Below are 24092 nucleotides of genomic sequence, written 5' to 3'. Positions count from 1 at the left end.
CCTGAAAGTCGCACGGGACGCCAACTCGGCGACCTTCCTGACGTTCCAGTCGTTCGGCATCGCCGCGTTGATCTACCTGGCCGTGACCTTTGCCCTGGTCGGCCTGTTCCGGGTTGCCGAACGCCGCTGGCTGGCATTTCTCGGACCGACCCACTAGCCCTCACGTAGTAGGACACTCACGCACATGCGCCACCAGATTCATGACTTGCTTGCCCCGCTGCCGGGCACCGCACGCCAGATCCACAGCTTCCATTTCGGCCCGACGCAGGCCCGGGGCAAGGTCTACATCCAGTCCTCGCTGCATGCCGACGAACTGCCGGGCATGCTGGTGGCCTGGCACCTCAAGCAACGCCTGGCCCAACTCGAAGCCGAGGGCCGACTGCTGAGCGAGATCGTGCTGGTGCCGGTGGCTAATCCGATTGGCCTGGAACAGGTGTTGATGGACGTCCCCCTGGGCCGCTACGAGCTGGAAAGCGGGCAGAACTTCAACCGTTGGTTTGTCGACCTCGGCGAAACGATCGGTCAGGAGATCGAAGGCCAGCTCACCCAGGATCCGCAGCACAACCTGGCCCTGGTACGCCGTACTTTGCGTCATGCACTGCTGCGCCAGAGCGCCGCCACACAACTGCAATCCCAGCGCCTGGTGCTGCAGACCCTGGCCTGCGATGCCGACATGGTGCTGGACCTGCACTGTGACTTCGAAGCCGTCACCCACCTGTACACCACGCCCCAGGCCTGGCCCCAGGTCGAACCGCTGGCGCGCTACATCGGCGCCGAGTCCAGCCTGCTGGCCACCGACTCCGGTGGCCAGTCCTTCGACGAGTGCTTCACCCTGGTGTGGTGGCAGTTGCAAGAGCGCTTCGGCGAGCAGTTCCCCATACCGTCGGGCAGTTTCTCGGTGACCCTGGAGCTGCGCGGCCAGGGCGACGTCAATCATCCCCTGGCCAGCCTCGACTGCCAGGCCTTGATCGACTACCTGACGCACTTTGGCGCCATCGAAGGCCAGATCCAGCCACTGCCGGAACTGCCCTACCCCGCCACGCCACTGGCGGCGGTGGAGCCGGTCGCCACTCCGGTCGGCGGCCTGCTGGTATACAGCGCGCTACCGGGCGAATACCTGCAGGCCGGGCAACTGATCGCCGAGATCATCGACCCGATCAGCGACCGGGTCACGCCGGTCCATTGCACCAACGAGGGCCTGCTGTATGCCCGCTCGACCCGCCGCATGGCCACCGCGGGCATGGTGATCGCCCATGTGGCGGGCCTTGAAGCCTATCGAACCGGCTACCTACTTTCGCCTTGAGGATGTTCACCCCATGTACAAATTGACCATCGAAGGCCTGCACAAAAGCTACGGCAGCCATGAAGTCCTCAAGGGGGTGTCGCTCAAGGCCAGGACGGGCGATGTGATCAGCCTGATCGGCGCCAGCGGCTCGGGCAAGAGCACCTTTTTGCGCTGCATCAACTTTCTCGAAACCCCCAACGACGGCGCGATGAGCCTGGACGGCCAGGCAATCCGCATGATCAAGGACCACCACGGCATGCGGGTTGCCGACGAAGCCGAGCTGCAGCGCATCCGTACCCGCCTGGCCATGGTGTTCCAGCACTTCAACCTGTGGAGCCACATGACCGTGCTGGAAAACATCAGCATGGCGCCGCGCCGGGTGCTGGGGGTGAGTAAAAAGGACGCTGAGGATCGCGCGCGCCGCTACCTCGACAAGGTCGGCCTGGCTGCCCGCGTGGCGGACCAGTACCCGGCCTTCCTCTCCGGCGGTCAGCAGCAGCGGGTGGCCATTGCCCGCGCACTGGCGATGGAGCCGGAAGTCATGCTGTTCGATGAACCGACCTCCGCCCTGGACCCGGAGTTGGTGGGTGAGGTGCTCAGGGTGATCCAGGGGCTGGCCGAAGAAGGCCGGACCATGATCATGGTCACCCATGAGATGAGCTTTGCGCGCAAGGTCTCCAACCAGGTGCTGTTCCTGCACCAGGGCCTGGTGGAAGAACATGGCACGCCCGAGGATGTACTGGGCAATCCCCGCAGTGAACGGCTCAAGCAGTTCCTCAGTGGCAACCTGAAGTAGTGGTCAACAGGAGCCTGGGGACGGGCTCCTGCTGCACAGGGCATTGCCCCCGGCGGATGTCGTCTGGCAGATGCCGGTAGAAGCTCTCACGTCCATCGTTGACCGCCTTGCGCCTATGCACGCCGTGCGCAGGTAGCGCCCCCGCGTTAAAACACGCCAGGCCTGACCCTAGGCCTCAAAGCTGAACTCAGGTATTGCCAGGCACGAACGCCCCGTGAACAGCGGCCACCCTGGTCGCTGTTCACGGGGCACGCACGGGGTCAGGCCCACTCAAGCGACAGGCGCGGGAGGCGGCTCGTCCGGCAGGGTCGGTTCACCGGGTTCGGTGGGTTGTTCGTTGGGGGAATCGGGGTCGGGCTGACCGGGGATCCCGCCAGCCTGGGCGACGGACGGATGGGCTAACAACGACCAGGCCAGTACACCTACCTGATTGGGCTCAAGCCTTGCCAGTTCGGCACTTACGCGTGGATCGATCTTCATTGGGCACTCATGGGCGATGGCCCGACCCGCCTTGCGCGGATCCGGGCAGTACACTCCATAGAGTCTACGCTCGCCCAGGAATTCCCACGGTCTGTCCGGACGACTGACTCAGGTGCGCGGCAGGGTCACGCCACGTTGGCCCTGGTACTTGCCGCCACGGTCTTTGTAGGAGACTTCGCACTCTTCGTCGGATTCGAAGAACAGCATCTGCGCCACGCCTTCGTTGGCGTAGATCTTGGCCGGCAGCGTGGTGGTGTTGGAGAACTCCAGGGTCACGTGGCCTTCCCACTCCGGTTCCAGCGGCGTGACGTTGACGATGATGCCGCAGCGCGCGTAGGTGCTCTTGCCCAGGCAGATGGTCAGGACATTGCGCGGAATACGGAAAAACTCAACGGTACGGGCCAGGGCGAAGGAGTTCGGTGGAATGATGCAGACATCGCTCTTGACGTCGACGAAGCTCTTCTCATCGAAGTTTTTCGGATCGACGGTGGCCGAGTTGATGTTGGTGAACACCTTGAACTCATCGGCGCAGCGCACATCGTAGCCGTAGCTCGACACCCCGAAGGAAATCAGTCGTTCGGCGCCTTCGCCACGCATCTGGCGCTCGACGAAGGGCTCGATCATGCCGTGCTCTTGCGCCATGCGGCGAATCCACTTGTCCGATTTGATGCTCATGGCGGGTGTCCTGAATAGCGAGGTGGAAAAATTCTGTCCGGCATCTTACCGGGGCGCGCCGCCGGGTTCAAAGTCCGCTACGCATTAATCGCCGATCCCCTTTAATATCGGATACCGCGCGTCGATCACGCACACCGTCAGTCACGAAAACCAATAAACCTTCGCAAAGACCATTGGCACGTTCCGGAAAAAGGGTTAAGGTGGCGCCACTGTGCTGCTTGTGTCACTGAGAATCTCTACACGATATGTTGAATTTCGATCCAACCATCTACAAGAATTTTTCCTGCTCTTTGCACTCAGTCTCGGCCAGGGTTCTTCCTGAGTCGCAGTTATCTTTGTTCAAGGAGTTACACCATGTCTAATCGCCAAACCGGTACCGTTAAGTGGTTCAACGATGAAAAAGGCTTCGGCTTCATCACTCCACAATCCGGTGACGACCTGTTCGTTCACTTCAAAGCTATCCAATCCGACGGCTTCAAAAGCCTGAAAGAAGGCCAACAGGTTTCTTTCATCGCTACCCGCGGTCAGAAAGGCATGCAAGCTGAAGAAGTTCAAGTTATCTAACTTGTACTGATTTAGTAAAAAAGCCCCGCCCTCAAAAGCGGGGCTTTTTTGTGCCCGTGTGTTTTGTGCCTCCTTGTAGAGGTGGGGGGCCACCCCTACAAGGAGGCAGCCGCTCTCAGCCAGGCGACTGGCGTTACCAGGTCACCCCGAAGCCTGCGGTGTAGCGCGTCTTGCTGAAGTCAGCATCATCGGAACCACTGATGATGTCGCGCTCGGCCTTGAGATTGAGCGACGCCCAGTCCGTGACCTTGTAGCGCAGGCCCAGCTCGGCATCGAGGGCAAAGTCAGCGACGCCCGACAGCGGCTTGCCGACTTCACCATTGGTGAAGAACTCCACTGACTTGCCGATCAGGTAGCGGTTGTAATCCCACTTCATCGCCAGCGAATAGAAATTGTCTTTGCCACCGTCCGAGTATTCGTAGTCGGTGCGGTTCAGCAGTGAGCCGAGGGAGAACGCGCCCAGCTCGTCATCCCAGAATTGATAGCCCGGACCGGTACCGACGGTGCGCTGGCGGGAGAGCTCCTCGACCTTGTCGCGCTTGTAGGTCAAACGCCCCTGCCAGAACCATTGATCGGTAATGAAGCGGTCAAGGGCGTACTCGGCCCGCCAGTTGTCGGTGGTCACCACCTCATCCTGGAACTCGCGGTTGTATTCACCTTCCGCGATATGACGCCATTTGCCATGCCGAGCGGAAGTCTTGAAGTCCACGTCATAGTCATCGGTGTCATTTTCGGCGCGCTGGTAATCCAGAGCGACATCGACATTGCCTCTCCACACCAGATCCTCGACCACCGGCCTGGGCTTGAGGATCTGCTGGATACTCGCCAACTCCACGGTCTTGGGGGTTTCGCCATTGGCCAAGGTGACCTTGCCCTCATCGGCAGCTTGCAGGGACTTGGCTTTTTCACCGGTGTAGGCATCCTGCTTGACCAGCAACTCCTGGTCACTTTCCAGGGTCTTGACCTGTTTCCAGTCGATCGGGATGGCCCCGGCGTATTCGGTCTGGATCAGCAGTTTGCCACCGTCAAAGAGCTTGATCTTGCCACTCAGACGATCGCCATTCTTTAACCAGACGGTGTCGCCGAGTGCAGGAGCGCAGGCACTGATGGCGGCGAGGCAGAGCAGGATTCGGGACGGCATAAACAAGGACAGGCCTCAGGTTAGCGAAAAAAAAGGCGGCATTATCCCTATAGAGAAAGCCTGAGCAAGGACTGACCGGGGTATTTGTAATGAGTTCATTTATCATTGAGTGATCGGCGCTTTACGCTACCACCGGTAATTGACCTGCCCCTCAAGGAACCCAACACGTGAGCGACTGCGAGCACCCGCCCCAGGACCCGGCACAAATCCGCCGAACGGCACTCTACCTTACCCTGGCCCAAGTGCCCGAAGGCAAGGTCGTGAGCTACGGCCAGCTCGCCGAACTGGCCGGCCTGGGTCGGGCCGCGCGCTGGGTCGGGCGCACCCTGAGCCAGTTGCCCGGCGACAGCAAACTGCCCTGGCACCGCGTGCTCGGCGCAGGCGGACGCATCAGCCTCGCTGCCGGCACCCCCTCGGGCGACGAACAACGCGCGCGCTTGCGGACTGAGGGCATCAGTATCCAGAACAATCGTGTTGATATTCAGCGCCATGGCTGGCGCCCGGTAGAGCACAGCGGTTAGAGTGCGCGCTTTGTTTCCGCAATTTTGAGGCAGACTCCAGCCCATGCCCCGTAAAACCTGGCGCGCCGCGCTCGCCGCTTATGCCAGCCCCTCGACGCTCGTGCTGTTGTTGCTGGGTTTCGCCGCCGGCCTGCCGTACATGCTGGTGTTTTCGACGCTTTCCGTCTGGCTGCGCGAGGCCGGTGTGGCCCGCGAAACCATTGGCTATGCCAGCCTGATCGGTCTGGCCTACGCCTTCAAATGGGTGTGGTCGCCGCTGCTCGACCAATGGCGCCTGCCCTTGCTCGGCAAGCTCGGCCGGCGACGCTCCTGGCTGGTGCTGTCCCAAGCACTGGTGATCCTCGGCCTGATCGGCATGGGCTTCTGCGACCCGCAAAAACACCTGTCGTGGCTGATCGCAATCGCGGTGGTGGTGGCCTTCGCCTCGGCCACCCAGGATATTGCCGTCGACGCCTACCGCCTGGAAATTGCCGACGACACACGCCAGGCCGCCCTCGCCGCCAGCTACATGTCCGGCTATCGGGTGGCGGCCCTGCTGGCAACGGCCGGCGCGCTGTTCTTTGCCGAAGGTTTTGGCTCCACCGGCTTCAATTACCAGCACTCGGCCTGGACCGGCACCTACGTGTTGTTTGGCCTGCTGATGGTCCCGGCGCTGCTGACCAGCCTGTTCATGCGCGAACCGCCCGTGCCCCTGCGCACCCAGTTGTCCGCCGGACGCTACAGCTTTGTCCACCAACTGGCGTCCGTGTTCGTGCTGATTGTGTTGCTAGTCTCGGTGCCGGCGATGTGTACCCAGCTCTACAACACCGACTTTGCCAGCGTGCTGTTCGGCGACACCAGCCTGCTCGACTTGCTGCTCGAAGACCGCGCCTTCCTGCGCGCGATTCTCTACATCACCCTCACCGGCATGTGCCTGTCGACCATGGGCCGCCGCGGCCTGGCGCCAGTGCTGACGCCGATCAACGATTTTGTCATGCGCTATCGCTGGCAGGCCTTCCTGCTGCTGGGGCTGATTGCCACCTATCGGATGTCCGATACGGTGATGGGCGTCATGGCCAACGTGTTCTACATCGACCTGGGCTTCACCAAGGACCAGATCGCCGGGGTCAGCAAGATTTTCGGCCTGATCATGACCCTGGTGGGCGCCGGCATGGGCGGCCTGCTGATCGTGCGCTTCGGCATCCTGCCCATACTGTTCATCGGAGGCGCGGCCTCGGCCGGCACCAACATCCTGTTCGTGATGCTCGCCGACATGGGGGCGAACCTGCAGATGCTGATTGCCACCATTTCACTCGACAACTTCAGCTCCGGCCTGGCGACGTCGGCCTTCGTGGCCTACCTGTCGAGCCTGACCAACCTGAAGTTTTCCGCTACGCAGTACGCCCTGCTGAGCTCAATCATGCTCCTGCTACCGCGCCTGATCGGCGGTTACACCGGGGTCATGGTGGAAAAGTTCGGCTATCACGACTTCTTCATCATTACCGCCCTGCTCGGTGTGCCGACGCTGATCCTGATCGCCATTCACTGGTTCCAGGAAAGCCGGCGCGAAGGCCCGACCCCCGAGCCTGTGGCGAGCACCAGCACCGTCGAAGAAACCTGACAAACGCCCGGGGTGCGGGGCTTTCCCCGGCCTCGGGCGACACCACGGACCGCACGCCTGTACGCCAGCACATCTCGCCCGTACAATGCTCCGTCATTTCTAGTCTTCAGCAACCGACAACGGCCTACCATGCGCACCAGTCAATTTTTGCTCGCCACACAGAAAGAAACGCCTTCCGATGCGGTCGTCATCAGCCACCAGCTGATGCTGCGCGCCGGCATGATCCGCAAACTCGCCTCGGGCCTGTACACCTGGCTCCCCATGGGCCTGCGGGTAATGCGCAAGGTTGAGGCCGTCGTTCGCGAAGAAATGAACGCCGCCGGCTCTCTCGAAGTGTTGATGCCGAGCACTCAACCGGCTGAGCTGTGGCAGGAATCCGGGCGCTGGGAAGAGTACGGCCCTGAGCTGCTGCGCTTCAAGGATCGACATGGCCGTGATTTCTGCGCCGGCCCGACCCACGAAGAAGTGATCACCGATCTGATGCGCAACGAGTTGAGCAGCTATAAACAGCTGCCCATCAACCTGTTCCAGATCCAGACCAAATTCCGTGACGAAATCCGCCCACGCTTCGGTTTGATGCGCGGCCGCGAATTCATCATGAAGGACGCTTACTCCTTCCACGCCGACCAGCCTTCGCTGCAGATCACCTATGACCGCATGCACCAGGCTTACTGCAACGTGTTCACGCGCCTGGGCCTGAAATTCCGCCCAGTGGAAGCGGACAATGGCTCGATCGGCGGTGCCGGCTCCCACGAATTCCACGTTCTGGCCGAATCCGGCGAAGACGACATCGTCTTCAGTAACGGTTCCGACTACGCAGCCAACATCGAAAAAGCCGAAGCCGTGCCACGGGAAACCTCCCGTCCTGCGCCAAGCGAAGCGCTGCGCCTGGTGGATACACCAGAGACCAAGACCATTGCGGCACTGGTGGAAAAATTCAATCTGCCGATTGAAAAGACCATCAAGACCCTGATCGTGCACGCCGAAGAAGCCGGCAAGCTGATCGCCCTGGTGATTCGCGGCGACCACGAACTCAACGAAATCAAGGCCGCCAACCAGCCTGGCGTTGCCAGCCCGCTGGTCATGGCCAGCGACGCCGAACTGCGTGACGCGATTGGCGCCGGTGCTGGCTCCCTGGGCCCGTTGAACCTGCCGCTGCCGATCATCATCGACCGCTCGGTGGAGCTGATGAGCGACTTCGGGATCGGTGCCAACATCGACGACAAGCATTACTTCGGCGTCAACTGGGAACGCGACCTGCCGGTCCCGACCGTGGCCGACCTGCGTAACGTGGTGGCCGGCGATCCAAGCCCAGACGGCAAGGGCACCCTGGAAATCAAGCGCGGCATCGAAGTCGGGCACATCTTCCAGCTCGGCAACAAGTACAGCAAAGCGATGAAGTGCGAAGTGCTGGGCGAGAACGGCAAGCCGGTGACCCTGGAAATGGGTTGCTACGGCATTGGCGTGTCCCGCGTGGTCGCGGCGGCCATCGAGCAGGGCAACGACGAAAAAGGCATCATCTGGAGCGACACCCTCGCGCCCTTCCAGATTGCCCTGGTACCGCTGCGCTACGAAACCGAGCTGGTACGCGAAGCCACCGACAAGCTCTACGCAGAATTGACTGCGGCCGGCTTTGAAGTGCTGCTGGACGATCGGGACAAGAAAACCAGCCCGGGCATCAAGTTCGCGGACATGGAGCTGATCGGCATTCCTCACCGGATCGTGGTCAGTGACCGCGGCCTCGCCGAAGGCAACCTGGAATACAAGAGCCGTACCGAGGCCGAGCCGCAAGCGCTGCCGGTCGCTGACGTACTGTCGTTCCTTCAGGCTCGTATCCGCCGCTGACACCAGATAGAGAAGTCATGTTCAAGCGAAACACCTTAAGCCTCGGTGGTGCTGCCCTGTGCAGCACCCTGCTGCTCAGCGGCTGTGCCAATCAAATGTCACAGCGCAGCGAGCACGAGGAGCGTATCGAGCGCAAACTGCTCGATCACAGCCTGCAGATCGATGTCGGTGAGCCTAAGGTGCTTGAGCTGCCGCAACGCCGGGTGCGGATTCATGAACAGAAGACCTTCGAAGTCACCGAGTTCGAGGTCACCCGTCGCTACGACCGCTACACGCCTTACCAACCCTGGCGGGAGGCCTATGAGATCCCGCTGGGCGCGGTCGCAGTGGTGGCCGGCGTCGGTGCCAACGTGGTCAACGTGTTTGCCCTCGGCAGCCTGCCGGACAGCGTCACCAAGGACTGGATCAGTTACGGTTTTGCCGGACTCAACCCGTTCATGAACGTGCAGTCCCACGGTCGCGCGCAACAGAACCTGGCGGGCATTGATGAAGTCGAGCGAGAAAAACGCACGGAATACTCAAGCCTGCCCTGGAGCGAACGCCCGGTAGAGGTCAAGACCGGCAAGCAGACCTTCGAGCTCACCACTGACCACAATGGCGTGTTGCGCTTGAACCTGCTGGACAGCCCGTTTTCCGAACATGACCTGAGCCACATCAGCAAGCTGCAAATCTCTGTCGCAGACGCCCAGGATGACGTGCACACCGATTCCTCGCTGGCGATCAGCGGCAATTTGCGCGGCAAGCTGCTGGAAGCCCACGAACTGATTTACGACGACCTCGAAGATGACGAAGTGAGCCAGTGGGTGCACCGGGTCAAGCGCCTGTCGGAACTGGGCCTGGAAGAAGAAGCCAGCGAACTGGAGCAGAGCCTGATCGAACTGACCCGCAACGATCCCGAGTTGCAGAGTGAGTTCCTCAAGTCGCTGACCAAGGATGCCGGGCGCCTGGTGGCAGATCCGGGCGTCAATTAGTATCGGCAATGTTCGCGGGCAACCTTGCCCGCGACTACGTTCTAGCGCCCGAACAGGTCCAACTGTTCGAACCCACCGCGCAAATCCTGCAATCGCACGCCAATCCCCAGCAACCGCACCGGTTTTCCACCCCGATTGAACGCCTGGGTCAGCAACAGCTGATAACTGCCCAGGTCACGCCCTGCCCCAGCCTGTTCCAGGGTGGTCTGGGTAAAGTCATGGAACTTGACCTTCACGAACGGCTTGCCCGGACGATAACTGCTGTCGATGCGCGCCATGCGTCCATTCAGGCTTTCCAGCAGCTCGGGCAACTTGTCCAGGCAACTGACCAGGTCGGGCAGGTCGACATCGTAGGTATTCTCCACGCTCACCGATTGCCGGCGACTGTCGTTTTGCACCGCCCGCTCATCGACCCCACGGGCCAGACTCCATAAGCGCTCGCCAAAACTGCCAAATTCGCGCACCAATGCCAGCTTGTTCCACTCGCGCAGTTGCAGGCAGTCGACGATACCCAGGCGCGCCAGCTTGTCCGCCGTGACCTTGCCGACGCCGTGCAACTTGCTCACCGGCAACTGCGAGACAAAATCCTCGACCTGATCCGGCGTGATGACGAACAGCCCGTTGGGTTTTTTCCAGTCGCTGGCGATTTTTGCCAGAAACTTGTTCGGCGCCACGCCGGCCGACACCGTGATATGCAACTGATTGGAGACTCGCCGGCGGATATCCTGGGCAATCCGGGTGGCACTGCCGGAAAAATGCCCACAGTCGGACACATCCAGGTAGGCCTCATCCAGCGACAACGGCTCGATCAGGTCGGTGTAATCGCGAAAGATCGTCTGGATTTCCTTGGATGCGTCGCGGTAAGCGTCCATGCGCGGCTTGACGATGACCAGGTCGGGGCACAGCTTCAGCGCATGGCGGGAAGACATCGCCGACCGTACGCCATAGGCCCGGGCTTCATAGTTGCAGGTCGCAATCACCCCCCGCCGATCTGCGGAGCCACCCACCGCCAGCGGTTTACTGGCCAGCGTCGGGTCGTCACGCATCTCGATGGCTGCATAAAAGCAGTCACAGTCGACGTGAATGATTTTGCGTTGAGTCATAAAAGGCGGTGTTCGCTGAAGGAAAAAGGACAAATATCAGTCAGATCACCAGTATCTCACTGACACCTGTATATAGCACCAGTGCTTTTAATCTTCTCTTGGGCGGACTAAAAGCTCGACGATGGATTTATTTTATTAATCGAGATCAGACCATCAATAGAGCTGAAACCCTTATGGAGCAAGCCCTGCAGCCCTTCACAGCCCTGCGTAAACACGCTAAGCGATTGAACAGGAACAGATTTTTCTCAGTTAGCGGTTGACACCCCAGCGTTCCTCTGTAGAATGCCGACACACAGACGCGGGATGGAGCAGTCTGGTAGCTCGTCGGGCTCATAACCCGAAGGTCGTCGGTTCAAATCCGGCTCCCGCAACCAAACATCAAAAAAGGCTACTCGAAAGAGTGGCCTTTTTTGTGCGTGGGTGTTTTTGCCCGCAGTTTGAAGCCATCACACAGACGCGACGAATTCTCGTTGTGCTTCTGACACTTAAGTGCGATCACCAGCCCTTTGCGTGGCAATTTACGTTTATTTGACCCAATCCACGATTAACGGTTGACACCCCGGCGTTCCTCTGTAGAATGCCGCCACACAGACGCGGGATGGAGCAGTCTGGTAGCTCGTCGGGCTCATAACCCGAAGGTCGTCGGTTCAAATCCGGCTCCCGCAACCAAACATCAAAAAAGGCTACTCGAAAGAGTGGCCTTTTTTGTATCTGCAGAAAAAGTCCTTTCGCAACAATGGTCTGCCAAGGTACTGCGAACCCTTGCCGCTACCCTCCTGGCCCATCAGATCAGGCTATGCTAAATCGCAGGCGACCCTTCCAGCATTGAATCGCGCCCATGCGCCATGGCTCAATGACAGGCGTCAGTATTTGTAACTATTTTTTACAACAGGGATTGGTAACTTGGCTGGATACCCCCATCCTGTCGCGCACAATCCAAGAGGTGATTGATGCGCGCCAACTCGTCTGATTCACAAGACCCCGTCACTGCGATCCAACCGATCAAAGCTGCCCGCCTGCATTGGCTGGATCTGCTCAGCAAATACCGCCAGCCCATCGGCCTGGCCGTGACCTTGCTGCTGTTTGCCATTGCCTTGATTGCCTGTCGCCATCTATTAAGCGAACTGGATCTCTACGCCCTGCATGACTCCATCTTGCAAGTGCCACAATCGGCCTTGCTCGGCGCCCTGGGTGCAACGATCGTCGGCTTCATCATCCTGCTCGGCTATGAGTGGTCGGCATCGCGTTATGCCGGCGTGAGCCTGCCGCCACGCAGCCTGATGTTCGGCGGCTTCACCGCGTTTGCGATTGGCAACGCCATCGGCCTGTCCCTGCTCTCGGGGGGGTCGGTGCGATACCGGCTCTACGCGCGTCACGGCCTCGGGGCTTCGGAAGTCGCGCACATGACCCTGTTTGCCAGCCTGTCACTGGGGTGCGCCCTGCCCCCGCTGGCAGCCCTGGCGACCCTGAGCAACCTGCCGGCCGCCTCTGCCGCCCTGCACCTGTCCGAGGCCCTGCTGGGCGGCATCGCGATTGCCGTGCTGCTGCTCTGTGCGGTCCTGGCGATCGGCATCTATCGCCGCCGCCTGCCCGAACAACCCTACCCGGACAACCTGCTGGTGCGCGCCGGGCGCCGCACCCTGCGCCTGCCGGGCCGGCGCCTGACCTTCCTGCAGTTGATCATCACCGCGCTCGACGTCGCCGCCGCTGCCACCGTGTTGTATCTGCTGCTACCGGAAACCCCGCCATTCGGGGCGTTCCTGCTGGTCTACCTGCTGGCCCTGGCGGCGGGCGTGCTCAGCCACGTGCCCGGTGGCGTCGGCGTGTTCGAAGCCATTCTGCTGGCGGCCTTTGCCGACAAGCTCGGTGCCGCGCCGCTGGCCGCCGCCCTGCTCCTGTATCGCCTGATCTACGTGATCCTGCCCATGCTGGTGGCCTGCCTGCTGCTGTTGATCAATGAGGCCCAACGCCTGTTCAACAGCCGTGAAGCGCTGCGCACCGCTTCCGGCCTCGCCGCGCCGGTGCTCGCGGTGCTGGTGTTCCTGTCTGGGGTGGTCCTGCTGTTCTCCGGCGCCACTCCAGAGATCGATACCCGCCTGGAACACATCGGCTTTCTGATCCCCCATCGCCTGATCGACGCCTCGCACTTCGGCGCCAGCCTGATCGGCGTACTGTGCCTGTTGCTGGCCCAGGGCCTGCGCCGGCGACTGTCGGCCGCCTGGATGCTCACCACCGTGTTGCTGCTGGCCGGTGCCTTGTTGTCACTGCTCAAGGGCTTTGACTGGGAGGAAGCCAGCCTGCTGATCCTGACGGCCAGCCTGCTGGCGATCTTCCGCCGTTCGTTCTATCGCCCCAGCCGCCTGACCGAGCTGCCCTTCTCGCCGCTGTACCTGGTGGCCAGCGTCTGCGTGCTGGCTGCGTCGATCTGGCTGCTGCTGTTCGCCTACCAGGATGTGCCGTACAGCCACCAGCTGTGGTGGCAGTTCACCCTGGACTCCGATGCGCCGCGCGGCTTGCGCTCGCTGCTCGGTGCCGCAGTGCTGCTGGTGGTGGTGTCGCTGACCTGGCTGCTGCGCACGGCCCGCCCGGCCATTGACCTGCCGGACGCCACTGACCTGGCAAAAGCACAAAAGATCCTGATGGCCTCGGCCCAACCGGATGGCGGCCTGGCACTGACCGGTGACAAGGCGCTGCTGTTCCACCCCAACGGCGACGCCTTCTTGATGTATGCCCGTCGCGGCCGCAGCCTGGTTGCCCTGTATGACCCGATCGGCCAGGCGCAGCAACGCGCCGAGATGATCTGGCAGTTCCGCGACCTCTGCGACCTGCACCACGCCCGCCCGGTGTTTTATCAGGTGCGCGCCGAAAACCTGCCCTACTACATGGACATCGGCCTGACCGCCATCAAGCTGGGCGAAGAGGCCCGGGTCGACCTGCTGCGCTTTGACCTGGAAGCCAAGGGCAAGGAGATGAAGGACCTGCGCTACACCTGGAACCGTGGCACCCGTGACGGCCTGTCGCTGGAAATCCACGAGCCCGGCCAGGCGCCGATGGACGAACTGAAGGTGATTTCCGATGCCTGGCTCACCGGCAAGAACGTGCGCGAGAAAGGCTTCTCCCTGGGCCGCTTCAGCGATGACTACCTGAAGCACTTTCGCATCGCGATCATTCGTTTTGAAGGTCGCCCGGTGGCATTTGCCAACCTGCTCGAGACCTACAGCCACGACCTGGCCAGCCTCGACCTGATGCGCGCCCACCCGGACGCTCCCAAGTTGACCATGGAATTCATGATGGTCGGCCTGATTCAGCATTATAAGAACCACGGCTATGCACGCTTCAGCCTGGGCATGGTGCCATTGTCGGGCTTGCAACCCCGGCGGGGCGCACCACTGACCCAGCGCCTCGGCTCGATGGTGTTCCGCCGGGGCGAGCAGCTCTACAATTTCCAGGGGCTGCGCCGCTTCAAAGACAAGTTCCAGCCTGACTGGGAACCTCGTTACATGGCCGTGCCCGCCGGACTTGATCCGCTGGTGGCGCTGGCCGATACCGCCGCCCTGATTGCGGGCGGCTTGACTGGATTGGTGAAACGCTGATGATTCAACGCTCCTGGCGGTATGTATTGGCCACCCTGGTGGCACTGGCTGTGATCCTCGGCGGTGGTTACTGGTACTGGAACCGTCCAGCGCCACAACCCACCGTGGAACTGTTGACGCCGGCTGACGGCGCGCCCATGACCCGGGTCATTCCGGGCACCCAGCCGCGCGCCCAGGTGGTCATTGCGGTCAACGAAGAGCAAAAGCTCAGCGACACCCAGCTGATCACCCTCAGCCGTGGCGGCGCAGCACAAATCGTCCAGGTGATCCTGCCCAAGGACTGCATGCGGCAAGGCCGCGCCCTGCAGGCGGCGCTCAAGCAGCTCAATGGCCCGGCCACCCTGGTCAGCGGTATCGGCCCGGGTGCGGTGCTGGCATGGCGCTGGCTGGCCGAGCAGAAGGACGACAAGTCCCAGGCGGTCTCGGTCGACCTGGCCCTGGAGAAACCCGGTTGCACCCACCTGCTGCCAAAAAGCGCCGCCCACGGCCACTGGCTGGTGGCGTGGAACGATAACCCGGACGACACCAGTGCCGGTTTCGTAAGGGACCAGGCCAATGCGCAAACCAGCATCAGCGACTACGACATCAACCTGCCGCAGGTGCTGAACAACGAGCTGCGCAAGCTGCTGATCGGTGCCGACAAGGGCAATGGCGGCCTGAACATTCCGGTGGTCGAAGTGCCCGCCGGCCAGGCCAAGGACACCGTCACTCTGTTCCTCTCCGGCGACGGCGGCTGGCGCGACCTGGACCGCGACGTGGCCGGTGAAATGGCCAAGATCGGCTACCCGGTGGTTGGCATCGACACCCTGCGCTACTACTGGCAGCACAAAAGCCCCGAGCAGAGTGCGATCGACCTCGCCGAGCTGATGCAGCACTACCGGCAGAAATGGGGCACCAAGCGCTTCATTCTCACCGGCTACTCGTTTGGCGCCGACGTCCTGCCCGCCATCTACAACCGCCTGGCGGAGTCGGAGCAACAACGGGTCGACGCGATCATCCTGCTGGCCTTCGCCCGCACCGGCAGCTTCGAGATCGAAGTCGAAGGCTGGCTCGGCAACGCCGGCAAGGAAGCCGCCACCGGCCCGGAAATGGCCAAGCTGCCGGCCGCCAAAGTGGTGTGCATCTATGGCGAGGAAGAAGCCGACGAGAGTGGCTGCACCGACAAGACAGCCGTCGGCCAAGCCATGAAGCTCCCAGGCGGGCACCACTTCGACGAAAACTACCCGGCCCTGGCCCAGCGCCTGGTGGACATCATCGAAAAGCGCCAGGGCGCTGCCAAGGTGGCTGAAGACTGAGTGGGTGATCCAACAAAAAAGCCCCCGCTATCGCACGATAGCGGGGGCTTTTTGTTACAGCGCAGGCACCTCGCCGCTGACCCGCGAACTACATCTCCACCTGCGTCCCCAACTCAATCACCCGGTTCAGCGGCAGATTGAAGAAGCGCAGGTTGCCGTTGGCGTTTTTCAACATGAAGGCGAACAGCGCCTCGCGCCAGCGGGCCATGCCTTCGAGCTTGGAGGCGATCACCGTCTCGCGGCTGAGGAAGTAGGTGGTGCGCATCGGGCTGAAATCCAGCTCATCGAGATGACACAGTTTCAGCGCCTCTGGCACGTCCGGCTCGTCGACGAAGCCAAAGTGCAGGATCACCCGGAAGAAGCCTTCGCCGTGGGCCTCGACCTCAAAACGCCGCGCCGGCGGTACCCGTGGAATATCTTCGTAGACCACGGTCAGCAGCACGACCTGCTCGTGCAACACCTGGTTATGCAGCAGGTTGTGCAACAACGCGTGGGGCACGGCGTCCGGACGTGCGGTGAGGAACACCGCCGTGCCCTGGACCCGATGGGGTGGCTGCACACGGATGCTGCTGATGAAGATCGGCAGAGGCAGGCCACCCTCGTCCATCCGCTCGACCAACAGTTGTTTACCGCGCTTCCAGGTAGTCATCAGCACGAACAGCGCCAGACCGGCGATCACCGGAAAGGCCCCGCCCTGGATGATTTTCGGCACGTTGGCGGCGAAATACAGACCGTCCACCAGCAGGAAGCCCAACAACACCGGAACCGCGAGCAGCGGAGGCCACTTCCACAGCAACAGTATGACCGCCGACACCAGGATGGTGGTCATCAGCATGGTGCCCGTCACCGCCACCCCGTACGCCGAGGCCAACGCCCCGGAGGATTCAAACCCGAGCACCAGCAGGATTACCCCGACCATCAGCGACCAGTTCACCGCGCCAATGTAGATCTGACCCTGTTCGGCACTGGAGGTGTGCTGGATGTGCATGCGCGGAATGTAGCCGAGCTGGATGGCCTGGCGGGTCAGGGAGAACGCCCCGGAAATCACCGCCTGGGAGGCAATCACCGTGGCCAGGGTCGACAGGCCGACCAACGGAATCAAGGCCCAGTTGGGCGCCAGCAGATAGAACGGGTTGCGGGCCGCAGTGGGATCGCCGAGCAGCAACGCACCCTGGCCGAAGTAGTTCAGCACCAGCGCCGGCAGCACCAGGATGAACCAGGCACGGGCAATGGGCTTGCGGCCGAAGTGGCCCATGTCGGCGTACAGCGCCTCGGCACCGGTCAATGCCAGCACCACCGCACCGAGGATCGCCACGCCCATGCCCGGGCGGACAATGAAGAAGCGCACACCCCAGACCGGGTTCATCGCCTGCAACACTTCCGGGTGCTGCAGGATGCCGTGGACGCCCAGCGCGCCCAGCACCAGGAACCACGTGACCATGATCGGCCCGAACAGGATGCCGATGCGCGCAGTACCGTGGCGTTGAATCAGGAACAGCGCCACCAGCACCACCAGAGATATCGGCACCACCCAATGGTCGATGCCGTCGAATGCCAGGCCCAGGCCTTCAATCGCCGAGAGCACGGAAATCGCCGGGGTAATCATGCTGTCGCCATAAAACAGCGCCGCGCCGATCAGCCCGCAGACCACCAGCAAGGTGCGCAATCGGGCATGCCCGGCCGCCGCACGCCGCGCCAACGCGGTCAGGGCCATGATCCCGCCTTCGCCCTGGTTGTCGGCACGCAGGACAAACATCATGTACTTGATCGACACCACCCAGATCAACGACCAGAAGATCAGCGCCAGAATCCCCAGTACGCCGTCGTGGTTGACCGGTACGCCATAGCCCCCTGAGAAGACCTCCTTGAGGGTGTACAGCGGGCTGGTGCCGATATCGCCGTACACCACCCCCACCGCCGCCACCAGCATGCCGATCGGCTTGGCCGCCGAATGCTCGGCACCTGCCGCCTGACTACTTGCCTGACCCATCCACCACCCCTACTGCCCAGACCCGGACTGCCTTGGAAAAGCACGACGTTTGATCGTGCAGCATGCGCTGTTTTACTTCCCGTTACAGACGTATTGTTGACTGTAAAAAATCGGTAAAGCCCAACGGCACGAAGCATAGCGCAGCACTCGTCGTATTTCCCTGCATAAAGCTGGTCAAGAGGGCCGACCATCGCTAGAATTGCGCACTTTTTGATCAGAGGCTAAGCGTCCTGCCTCGCGAATACTGCTGTTTTTTGACGGCGCCTGTTGTTGCCATGCTGCGTTGCCGCTTCTCGCCATAGCCCGCTATGACTCGGCGCGGCGCCTTGCCCGACAACAACAGTCACTCGTCAAAAAGCAGCGTAATCACGAGGCAGGACGCCAAGCGCCCGTCTGTCGCCTTGCCGTTCCCGGCTGGAGGCGTCACAAATACCGAGGTTAGACATGTCCACCACTCCTGCGTCGGCCAACCCCAAGGTTGGCTTCGTATCCCTGGGTTGCCCAAAAGCGTTGGTCGACTCCGAACGCATCCTTACCCAACTGCGTATGGAAGGCTATGACGTCGTGTCCACCTATCAGGACGCGGACGTCGTGGTGGTGAACACCTGTGGCTTCATCGACTCGGCCAAGGCCGAATCCCTGGAAGTGATCGGCGAAGCCATCAAGGAAAACGGCAAGGTCATCGTGACCGGCTGCATGGGCGTCGAAGAAGGCAACATCCGCAACGTGCACCCAAGCGTGCTGGCCGTCACCGGTCCGCAGCAGTACGAGCAAGTGGTCAATGCCGTGCACGAAGTCGTGCCGCCGCGCCAGGATCACAACCCGCTGATCGACCTGGTGCCGCCACAAGGCATCAAGTTGACCCCGCGTCACTACGCCTACCTGAAGATTTCCGAAGGCTGCAACCACAGCTGCAGCTTCTGCATCATCCCCTCGATGCGCGGCAAGCTGGTCAGCCGCCCGGTGGGCGACGTGCTGGACGAGGCCCAGCGCCTGGTCAAATCCGGCGTCAAGGAACTGCTGGTGATCTCCCAGGACACCAGCGCCTACGGCGTTGACGTCAAGTACCGCACCGGGTTCTGGAATGGCGCGCCGGTGAAGACCCGCATGACCGAACTCTGCGAAGCCCTCAGCACCCTGGGTGTCTGGGTGCGCCTGCACTACGTTTACCCGTACCCACACGTCGACGAGCTGATCCCGCTGATGGCCGCTGGCAAGATCCTGCCGTACCTGGACATCCCGTTCCAGCACGCCAGCCCGAAAGTCCTCAAGTCGATGAAACGCCCGGCCTTCGAAGACAAGACCCTGGCGCGCATCAAGAACTGGCGCGAAATCTGCCCGGACCTGATCATCCGTTCGACCTTCATCGTCGGCTTCCCCGGCGAAACCGAAGAAGACTTCCAGTACCTGCTGAACTGGCTGACCGACGCCCAACTCGACCGCGTGGGCTGCTTCCAGTACTCGCCGGTAGAAGGCGCACCGGCCAACGACCTGGACCTGGACGTGGTCCCGGACGACGTCAAGCAGGACCGTTGGGAGCGCTTCATGGCGCACCAGCAGGCCATCAGTTCGGCGCGCCTGCAAATGCGCATCGGCCGTGAAATCGAAGTGCTGGTCGATGAAGTCGACGAGCAAGGCGCGGTCGGCCGCTGCTTCTTCGATGCCCCGGAAATCGACGGCAACGTATTCATCGACAACGGCAGCAACCTCAAGCCCGGCGATAAAGTCTGGTGCAAGGTCACCGATGCCGACGAGTACGACCTGTGGGCTGAACAGATCTAAGGCAGGGCATCCCTACCAATTGCACTGAACCCAAAAAGCCCCGCTCTTTTTCACCAGATGCGGGGCTTTTTTACGGCTATCGTTTGCTTATCCACTCACAAGAGGCAGACGGGCATGCGTCAGCATTCGGTCATCCACACGCCGACACTCAGCGATTATCAGGAACTGACTCAGGTCTGGGAGGCATCCGTGCGTGCGACCCACGACTTTCTGCCGGACAGCTACATCGAGTTGCTGCGCAATCTGGTGCTCACCCGCTACCTCGATGCGGTGATGCTGATCTGCACCCGCGACAAGCAGCAACACATCAGCGGGTTCGCCGGGGTTGCCGCCGGCAAGATCGAAATGCTCTTCATCGCCCCCCAGCACCGTGGTGAAGGCCTGGGCAAACAGCTGCTGCAGTACGCCATGGAACACCTGAATGCCGATGAACTGGACGTCAACGAGCAGAACCCGCAGGCCCTGGGCTTCTATTACAAGCAAGGGTTTGAAGTGATCGGACGCTCGGAAGTCGATGGCATGGGCCAGCCCTATCCGTTGCTGCACATGCGTTTGAAGCAGTCCGGGGCGCAGGCCCTGCGCGGCTAAAAGCCACACAAGGCAAATGGACCCGCGATTAACCGGCGCGAGGCAGGTACAATACCTGCCCCCTTTTTGTTACGGCCCTGTCATGACTGACCCGATTCGTCTTTCCAAACGCCTCATCGAACTCGTCGGCTGTTCCCGTCGGGAGGCTGAGCTGTTCATTGAAGGCGGCTGGGTCACCGTGGACGGCGAAGTCATCGACGAACCGCAGTTCAAGGTCGACACCCAGAAAGTCGAGCTGGACCCTGAGGCCAAGGCCACCGCGCCGGAGCCGGTGACCATCCTGCTGCATGCCCCCGCGGGCATGGACGTCGAGAGCGCCCAGCAATTGATCAGCGCCGAGACCCTGAGCGAAGAGCACCGTTTCAGCAAGCGCCCGCTCAAGGGCCATTTCCTGCGCCTGACCGCCAGTGCCGACCTGCAGGCCAACGCCAGCGGCCTGCTGGTGTTCACCCAGGACTGGAAGATCCTGCGCAAGCTCACGGCCGATGCGAGCAAGATCGAACAAGAGTATGTGGTTGAAGTCGAAGGCGACATGGTCGCCCACGGCCTCAACCGCCTGAACCACGGCCTGACCTACAAGGGCAAGGAGTTGCCAGCGGTCAAAGCCAGCTGGCAGAACGAAAACCGCCTGCGCTTCGCGATGAAGAACCCGCAACCGGGAATCATCGCCCTGCTCTGCCAGGCGGTCGGCCTCAAGGTCATCGCCATCCGCCGCATTCGTATCGGCGGCGTATCCATCGGCAAGGTTCCGGTGGGCCAATGGCGCTATCTGTCCGCCAAAGAGAAATTCTGAGGCTGCCACTCATTTTGGTGTCGCCGGTACCGGCAACGCCCACAGCTGAATGATCAGGACTGCACACATGATTCATAACGACGTACTGCGCAGCGTGCGCTACATGCTCGACATCAGCGACAACAAGGTCGTCGAGATCATCAAACTCGGCGGCATGGATGTCACCAAGGAAGACCTCGTTACCTACCTCAAGAAAGACGAGGAAGAAGGTTTCGTGTTCTGCCCCGACGACGTCATGGCGCACTTCCTCGATGGCCTGGTGATCTTCAAGCGCGGCAAGGACGAAAGCCGTCCGCCACAGCCGATCGAAACGCCGGTGACCAACAACATCATCCTGAAGAAACTGCGCGTGGCCTTCGAACTGAAGGAAGACGACATGCACGCCATCCTCAAGGCCTCCGAGTTCCCGGTGTCCAAGCCAGAGCTGAGCGCGCTGTTTCGCAAGTTCGGCCACACCAACTACCGCCCGTGTGGCGACCAGTTGCTGCGCAACTTCCTCAAGGGCCTGACCCTGCGCGTCCGCCCGCAGTAAGAGCCCGCTTGCGGCGATGGCGACCTTCAAAACGCCATCGCCCGCAGCTCGACCCGCCCGTATGGCTGCACATTCCCGGCAAAAATAGTGGCTCCGCTTCCCGCGGCTGACGACTAGGGTGTAATGACCCTCAGTGATCAGGATTCGCCATGCACCCCTACTTCTCCCTGCAAGGCCGCACCGCTCTGGTGACCGGCGGCACCCGTGGTATCGGCAAAATGATCGCCCAAGCCTTCGTCGAGGCAGGAGCGACGGTGTTTGTCTGCGCGCGCGACGCCGAGGCCTGCCAACAGACCGCCGATGAACTCGGCGCCCTGGGGCACTGCCACGCGATCGCAGCCAACCTCGCCACAGAAGAAGGCGTCGCCCAATTGGCCAGCCGTCTCGGCGAGTGCGTGAGCCACCTGGACATCCTGGTGAACAATGCCGGCACCACCTGGGGAGCGCCATTGGAGAGCTACCCGGTCAAGGGCTGGGAAAAAGTCATGCAGTTGAACGTAACGTCGGTGTTCAACTGTATCCAGCAGTTCCTGCCGCTGCTGCGCAAGGCCGGTTCGGCCGCCAATCCGGCCCGGATCATCAACATCGGCTCGGTCGCCGGAATCTCCTCCTTCGGTGAACAGGCCTACGCCTACGGCCCGAGCAAGGCCGCCCTGCACCAACTGTCGCGGATTCTCGCCCGGGAACTGGTCAGCCAGCACATCAATGTCAACGTGATTGCCCCGGGGCGCTTCCCGAGCAAGATGACCCAGCACATCGGCAACGATGCCCAGGCCCTGGCCGAAGACACGGCCTTGATCCCCATGAAACGCTGGGGTCGCGAGGAGGAAATGGCGGCTCTGGCCATCAGCTTGGCGAGTACCGCCGGGGCGTACATGACCGGCAACATCATTCCGCTGGATGGCGGGTTCAGCCTCTGAGATCGGCGCGAAGACGGGATCAGGGCCCCGTGAGTTATCATGCTCGCCCTAACCCCGCCTCGACCCGCCACCATGACCTACAGCGTTTCCCCCATCGGCTTTGTGCACTCCTGCTTCAAGGAGAAGTTCGCCATTCCCCGCCAGCCCCAACTGGCCCCTGCTGCGCGGGGCATCCTGGAGCTGGTGGCGCCGTTCGACCAGGGTGATGCGGTGCAGGGGCTGGAGCAGGTCAGCCACGTCTGGCTGCTGTTCCTGTTTCACCAGGCCCTGGAAGACAAGCCACGGCTCAAGGTGCGTCCGCCGCGCCTGGGCGGCAACAAGTCCATGGGGGTGTTTGCCACCCGCGCCACCCATCGCCCCAACGGCATCGGTCAGTCGGTGGTCAAGCTGGACCGGGTCGAAGCCAATCGCCTGTGGATCTCGGGGATCGACCTGCTCGATGGCACGCCGGTACTGGACATCAAACCCTATGTGCCCTACGCCGACATTATCGACAGCGCTGCCAACAGCATCGCCAGCGCCGCGCCGCAACTGATCCCTGTGCAGTGGGCGGAGAGTGCCCTGCAGCAGGCTCACGAGCACGCTCAGCGCCTTGCAGAGCCACTGGTGGCGTTGATCGAGCAGTGCTTGGCACAAGACCCACGCCCGGCCTACCAGATTCCTACACCCGAGCGGGAATATGGCGCGCAGTTCTGGGACTTGGATGTGCGTTGGCATTATCCCGAGGCCGGGGTGATTCGCGTCCTCGAAGTTATTCCGACATAAAAAAGCCCCCACTGCCTGCACAGGCAATGGGGGCTTTTCAGTGATGCGGGGGCTTACTTCTCGACGAACGCGCGTTCGATCAGGTAGTCACCCGGCTCACGCATGCGCGGCGAGACTTTCAGGCCGAAGCTGTTGAGCACTTCGCTGGTCTCGTCGAGCATGCTCGGGCTGCCGCACAGCATGGCGCGGTCGTCCTGCGGGTTGATCGGGGGCAGCCCGATGTCGCTGAACAGCTTGCCGCTGCGCATCAGGTCGGTCAGGCGGCCTTCGTTTTCGAATGGCTCACGGGTCACGGTCGGGTAGTAGATCAACTTGTCACGCAGGGCTTCGCCGAAGAACTCGTTCTGCGGCAGGTGCTCGGTGATGAACTCGCGGTAAGCGACTTCGTTGACGTAACGCACGCCGTGGCACAGGATCACTTTTTCGAAACGCTCGTAGGTTTCCGGATCCTGGATCACGCTCATAAAGGGCGCCAGGCCGGTACCGGTGCTGAGCAGGTACAGGTGTTTGCCAGGTTTCAGGTCGTCCAGCACCAGCGTGCCCGTAGGCTTCTTGCTGATGATGATCTCGTCGCCTTCCTTCAGGTGCTGCAACTGGGAAGTCAGCGGGCCATCAGGCACCTTGATGCTGAAGAACTCCAGATGCTCTTCCCAGTTCGGGCTGGCAATCGAGTAAGCACGCATAAGCGGGCGGCCGTTGGGCTGTTGCAGGCCGATCATCACGAACTGACCGTTCTCGAAGCGCAGGCCCGGATCGCGGGTGCACTTGAAGCTGAACAGAGTGTCGTTCCAGTGGTGAACACTGAGGACACGCTCGTGGTTCATGTTGCTCATGTACGTGGGACTCCTGGAGA

General features: G+C 61.6%; 21 protein-coding genes, 2 tRNA genes and 1 pseudogene. 18 read left to right on the top strand and 6 right to left on the bottom strand.

Going from position 1 to position 24092, the window contains the following annotated elements:
- The 3 genes and pseudogenes from H7995_RS09955 to H7995_RS09945 form a co-directional block, all read left to right on the top strand.
- Positions 1–157: pseudogene (locus H7995_RS09955) on the top strand (amino acid ABC transporter permease); the annotation flags it as partial.
- A 27-nt stretch (positions 158–184) separates the two neighbouring features.
- Entirely contained in the window at positions 185–1303 is a 1119-nt protein-coding gene (locus H7995_RS09950; protein WP_166593047.1) for a succinylglutamate desuccinylase/aspartoacylase family protein, read from the top strand.
- A gap of 13 nt (positions 1304–1316) precedes the next feature.
- Positions 1317–2081, top strand: coding sequence for an ABC transporter ATP-binding protein (locus H7995_RS09945; RefSeq protein ID WP_166593046.1), 765 nt, complete (start codon positions 1317–1319; stop codon positions 2079–2081).
- 270 nt (positions 2082–2351) lie between these two features.
- Here the strand turns inward: H7995_RS09945 and H7995_RS09940 are convergent, their stop codons facing one another.
- Positions 2352–2561 carry a hypothetical protein gene (locus H7995_RS09940; RefSeq protein ID WP_166593045.1) on the bottom strand — a complete coding sequence of 70 codons (210 nt, stop codon included), beginning with the start codon at positions 2559–2561 and terminating at the stop codon, positions 2352–2354.
- 108 nt (positions 2562–2669) lie between these two features.
- Entirely contained in the window at positions 2670–3236 is a 567-nt protein-coding gene (dcd, locus tag H7995_RS09935; RefSeq protein WP_003219273.1) for a dCTP deaminase, read from the bottom strand.
- Positions 3237–3590: 354 nt separating this feature from the next.
- Here dcd and H7995_RS09930 point away from each other — a divergent pair, with 354 nt between their 5' ends.
- Positions 3591–3800: a cold-shock protein gene (locus H7995_RS09930; protein ID WP_002554837.1), complete on the top strand. Its 210-nt coding sequence runs from the start codon at positions 3591–3593 to the stop codon at positions 3798–3800.
- Between the two features lie 133 nt (positions 3801–3933).
- Here the strand turns inward: H7995_RS09930 and H7995_RS09925 are convergent, their stop codons facing one another.
- On the bottom strand, positions 3934–4941 hold the full coding sequence (locus H7995_RS09925; protein ID WP_182343706.1) for a DUF481 domain-containing protein: 1008 nt from the start codon (positions 4939–4941) through the stop codon (positions 3934–3936).
- A 167-nt stretch (positions 4942–5108) separates the two neighbouring features.
- Here H7995_RS09925 and H7995_RS09920 point away from each other — a divergent pair, with 167 nt between their 5' ends.
- From H7995_RS09920 to H7995_RS09905, 4 genes are all read left to right on the top strand, one after another.
- Complete coding sequence (locus H7995_RS09920) at positions 5109–5462, top strand: MGMT family protein (protein ID WP_166593043.1); 354 nt, start codon at positions 5109–5111, stop codon at positions 5460–5462.
- Between the two features lie 43 nt (positions 5463–5505).
- Entirely contained in the window at positions 5506–7062 is a 1557-nt protein-coding gene (locus tag H7995_RS09915) for an AmpG family muropeptide MFS transporter (protein ID WP_182343702.1), read from the top strand.
- 129 nt (positions 7063–7191) lie between these two features.
- A complete protein-coding gene (locus H7995_RS09910; protein ID WP_166593041.1) occupies positions 7192–8907 on the top strand; it encodes a proline--tRNA ligase in 1716 nt (571 codons plus the stop codon).
- A 17-nt stretch (positions 8908–8924) separates the two neighbouring features.
- The gene (locus tag H7995_RS09905) at positions 8925–9878 is read left to right on the top strand and encodes a hypothetical protein (protein ID WP_185818285.1); all 954 of its coding nucleotides are present in this window, start codon (positions 8925–8927) and stop codon (positions 9876–9878) included.
- Between the two features lie 41 nt (positions 9879–9919).
- On the opposite strand, the gene dinB is transcribed toward H7995_RS09905, so the two are convergent.
- Positions 9920–10981: a DNA polymerase IV gene (gene dinB / locus H7995_RS09900; RefSeq protein WP_185818284.1), complete on the bottom strand. Its 1062-nt coding sequence runs from the start codon at positions 10979–10981 to the stop codon at positions 9920–9922.
- 297 nt (positions 10982–11278) lie between these two features.
- On the opposite strand from dinB, the gene H7995_RS09895 reads away from it, so the two are divergent.
- The 4 genes from H7995_RS09895 to H7995_RS09880 all read left to right on the top strand — a co-directional run bounded on the left by H7995_RS09895 (position 11279) and on the right by H7995_RS09880 (position 15869).
- Positions 11279–11355: transfer RNA gene (locus tag H7995_RS09895), tRNA-Met, on the top strand.
- A gap of 218 nt (positions 11356–11573) precedes the next feature.
- Positions 11574–11650 (top strand) — tRNA-Met (locus H7995_RS09890).
- Between the two features lie 281 nt (positions 11651–11931).
- Entirely contained in the window at positions 11932–14574 is a 2643-nt protein-coding gene (gene mprF, locus H7995_RS09885; protein WP_182343700.1) for a bifunctional lysylphosphatidylglycerol flippase/synthetase MprF, read from the top strand.
- Positions 14574–15869, top strand: coding sequence for a virulence factor family protein (locus H7995_RS09880; RefSeq protein ID WP_166593037.1), 1296 nt, complete (start codon positions 14574–14576; stop codon positions 15867–15869). The genes mprF and H7995_RS09880 overlap by 1 nt, the downstream gene beginning before the upstream one ends.
- A gap of 88 nt (positions 15870–15957) precedes the next feature.
- Here H7995_RS09880 and H7995_RS09875 read toward each other — a convergent pair whose 3' ends face one another.
- Positions 15958–17859 (bottom strand): potassium transporter Kup, encoded by a 1902-nt coding sequence (locus tag H7995_RS09875; RefSeq protein WP_185818283.1) that lies wholly within the window; start codon positions 17857–17859, stop codon positions 15958–15960.
- A 444-nt stretch (positions 17860–18303) separates the two neighbouring features.
- Here H7995_RS09875 and rimO point away from each other — a divergent pair, with 444 nt between their 5' ends.
- The 6 genes from rimO (at position 18304) to tsaA (ending at position 23239) form a co-directional block, all read left to right on the top strand.
- A complete protein-coding gene (rimO, locus tag H7995_RS09870) occupies positions 18304–19641 on the top strand; it encodes a 30S ribosomal protein S12 methylthiotransferase RimO (protein WP_182343698.1) in 1338 nt (445 codons plus the stop codon).
- 114 nt (positions 19642–19755) lie between these two features.
- Positions 19756–20229, top strand: a complete 474-nt coding sequence (locus H7995_RS09865; protein WP_166592651.1) for a GNAT family N-acetyltransferase — start codon at positions 19756–19758, stop codon at positions 20227–20229.
- 82 nt (positions 20230–20311) lie between these two features.
- The gene (locus H7995_RS09860; protein WP_166592652.1) at positions 20312–21022 is read left to right on the top strand and encodes an rRNA pseudouridine synthase; all 711 of its coding nucleotides are present in this window, start codon (positions 20312–20314) and stop codon (positions 21020–21022) included.
- A 67-nt stretch (positions 21023–21089) separates the two neighbouring features.
- Positions 21090–21554 (top strand): YehS family protein, encoded by a 465-nt coding sequence (locus H7995_RS09855; protein WP_095166883.1) that lies wholly within the window; start codon positions 21090–21092, stop codon positions 21552–21554.
- Between the two features lie 149 nt (positions 21555–21703).
- On the top strand, positions 21704–22474 hold the full coding sequence (locus H7995_RS09850) for an SDR family oxidoreductase (protein ID WP_166592653.1): 771 nt from the start codon (positions 21704–21706) through the stop codon (positions 22472–22474).
- A gap of 72 nt (positions 22475–22546) precedes the next feature.
- Positions 22547–23239 carry a tRNA (N6-threonylcarbamoyladenosine(37)-N6)-methyltransferase TrmO gene (tsaA, locus tag H7995_RS09845; RefSeq protein WP_166592674.1) on the top strand — a complete coding sequence of 231 codons (693 nt, stop codon included), beginning with the start codon at positions 22547–22549 and terminating at the stop codon, positions 23237–23239.
- A 53-nt stretch (positions 23240–23292) separates the two neighbouring features.
- Here tsaA and fpr read toward each other — a convergent pair whose 3' ends face one another.
- Positions 23293–24072 carry a ferredoxin-NADP reductase gene (gene fpr / locus H7995_RS09840; protein ID WP_003443014.1) on the bottom strand — a complete coding sequence of 260 codons (780 nt, stop codon included), beginning with the start codon at positions 24070–24072 and terminating at the stop codon, positions 23293–23295.
- Positions 24073–24092: the final 20 nt, after the last annotated feature.

It is taken from the genome of Pseudomonas kielensis, from assembly GCF_014236655.1.
GTDB lineage: Bacteria > Pseudomonadota > Gammaproteobacteria > Pseudomonadales > Pseudomonadaceae > Aquipseudomonas > Aquipseudomonas kielensis.
The sequence above is the reverse complement of the archived record's forward strand: the minus strand, read 5'-3'. Positions and strand labels throughout refer to the sequence as shown.

Excerpts from the sequence above, each read along its gene's own strand:
- H7995_RS09950 (WP_166593047.1), top strand. The coding sequence starts at position 185 with ATGCGCCACCAGATTCATGACTTGCTTGCCCCGCTGCCGGGCACCGCA.
- H7995_RS09945 (WP_166593046.1), top strand. The coding sequence starts at position 1,317 with ATGTACAAATTGACCATCGAAGGCCTGCACAAAAGCTACGGCAGCCAT.
- H7995_RS09940 (WP_166593045.1), bottom strand. The coding sequence starts at position 2,561 with ATGAAGATCGATCCACGCGTAAGTGCCGAACTGGCAAGGCTTGAGCCC.
- dcd (WP_003219273.1), bottom strand. The coding sequence starts at position 3,236 with ATGAGCATCAAATCGGACAAGTGGATTCGCCGCATGGCGCAAGAGCAC.
- H7995_RS09930 (WP_002554837.1), top strand. The coding sequence starts at position 3,591 with ATGTCTAATCGCCAAACCGGTACCGTTAAGTGGTTCAACGATGAAAAA.
- H7995_RS09925 (WP_182343706.1), bottom strand. The coding sequence starts at position 4,941 with ATGCCGTCCCGAATCCTGCTCTGCCTCGCCGCCATCAGTGCCTGCGCT.
- H7995_RS09915 (WP_182343702.1), top strand. The coding sequence starts at position 5,506 with ATGCCCCGTAAAACCTGGCGCGCCGCGCTCGCCGCTTATGCCAGCCCC.
- H7995_RS09910 (WP_166593041.1), top strand. The coding sequence starts at position 7,192 with ATGCGCACCAGTCAATTTTTGCTCGCCACACAGAAAGAAACGCCTTCC.
- H7995_RS09905 (WP_185818285.1), top strand. The coding sequence starts at position 8,925 with ATGTTCAAGCGAAACACCTTAAGCCTCGGTGGTGCTGCCCTGTGCAGC.
- dinB (WP_185818284.1), bottom strand. The coding sequence starts at position 10,981 with ATGACTCAACGCAAAATCATTCACGTCGACTGTGACTGCTTTTATGCA.
- mprF (WP_182343700.1), top strand. The coding sequence starts at position 11,932 with ATGCGCGCCAACTCGTCTGATTCACAAGACCCCGTCACTGCGATCCAA.
- H7995_RS09880 (WP_166593037.1), top strand. The coding sequence starts at position 14,574 with ATGATTCAACGCTCCTGGCGGTATGTATTGGCCACCCTGGTGGCACTG.
- H7995_RS09875 (WP_185818283.1), bottom strand. The coding sequence starts at position 17,859 with ATGGGTCAGGCAAGTAGTCAGGCGGCAGGTGCCGAGCATTCGGCGGCC.
- rimO (WP_182343698.1), top strand. The coding sequence starts at position 18,304 with ATGTCCACCACTCCTGCGTCGGCCAACCCCAAGGTTGGCTTCGTATCC.
- H7995_RS09865 (WP_166592651.1), top strand. The coding sequence starts at position 19,756 with ATGCGTCAGCATTCGGTCATCCACACGCCGACACTCAGCGATTATCAG.
- H7995_RS09860 (WP_166592652.1), top strand. The coding sequence starts at position 20,312 with ATGACTGACCCGATTCGTCTTTCCAAACGCCTCATCGAACTCGTCGGC.
- H7995_RS09855 (WP_095166883.1), top strand. The coding sequence starts at position 21,090 with ATGATTCATAACGACGTACTGCGCAGCGTGCGCTACATGCTCGACATC.
- H7995_RS09850 (WP_166592653.1), top strand. The coding sequence starts at position 21,704 with ATGCACCCCTACTTCTCCCTGCAAGGCCGCACCGCTCTGGTGACCGGC.
- tsaA (WP_166592674.1), top strand. The coding sequence starts at position 22,547 with ATGACCTACAGCGTTTCCCCCATCGGCTTTGTGCACTCCTGCTTCAAG.
- fpr (WP_003443014.1), bottom strand. The coding sequence starts at position 24,072 with ATGAGCAACATGAACCACGAGCGTGTCCTCAGTGTTCACCACTGGAAC.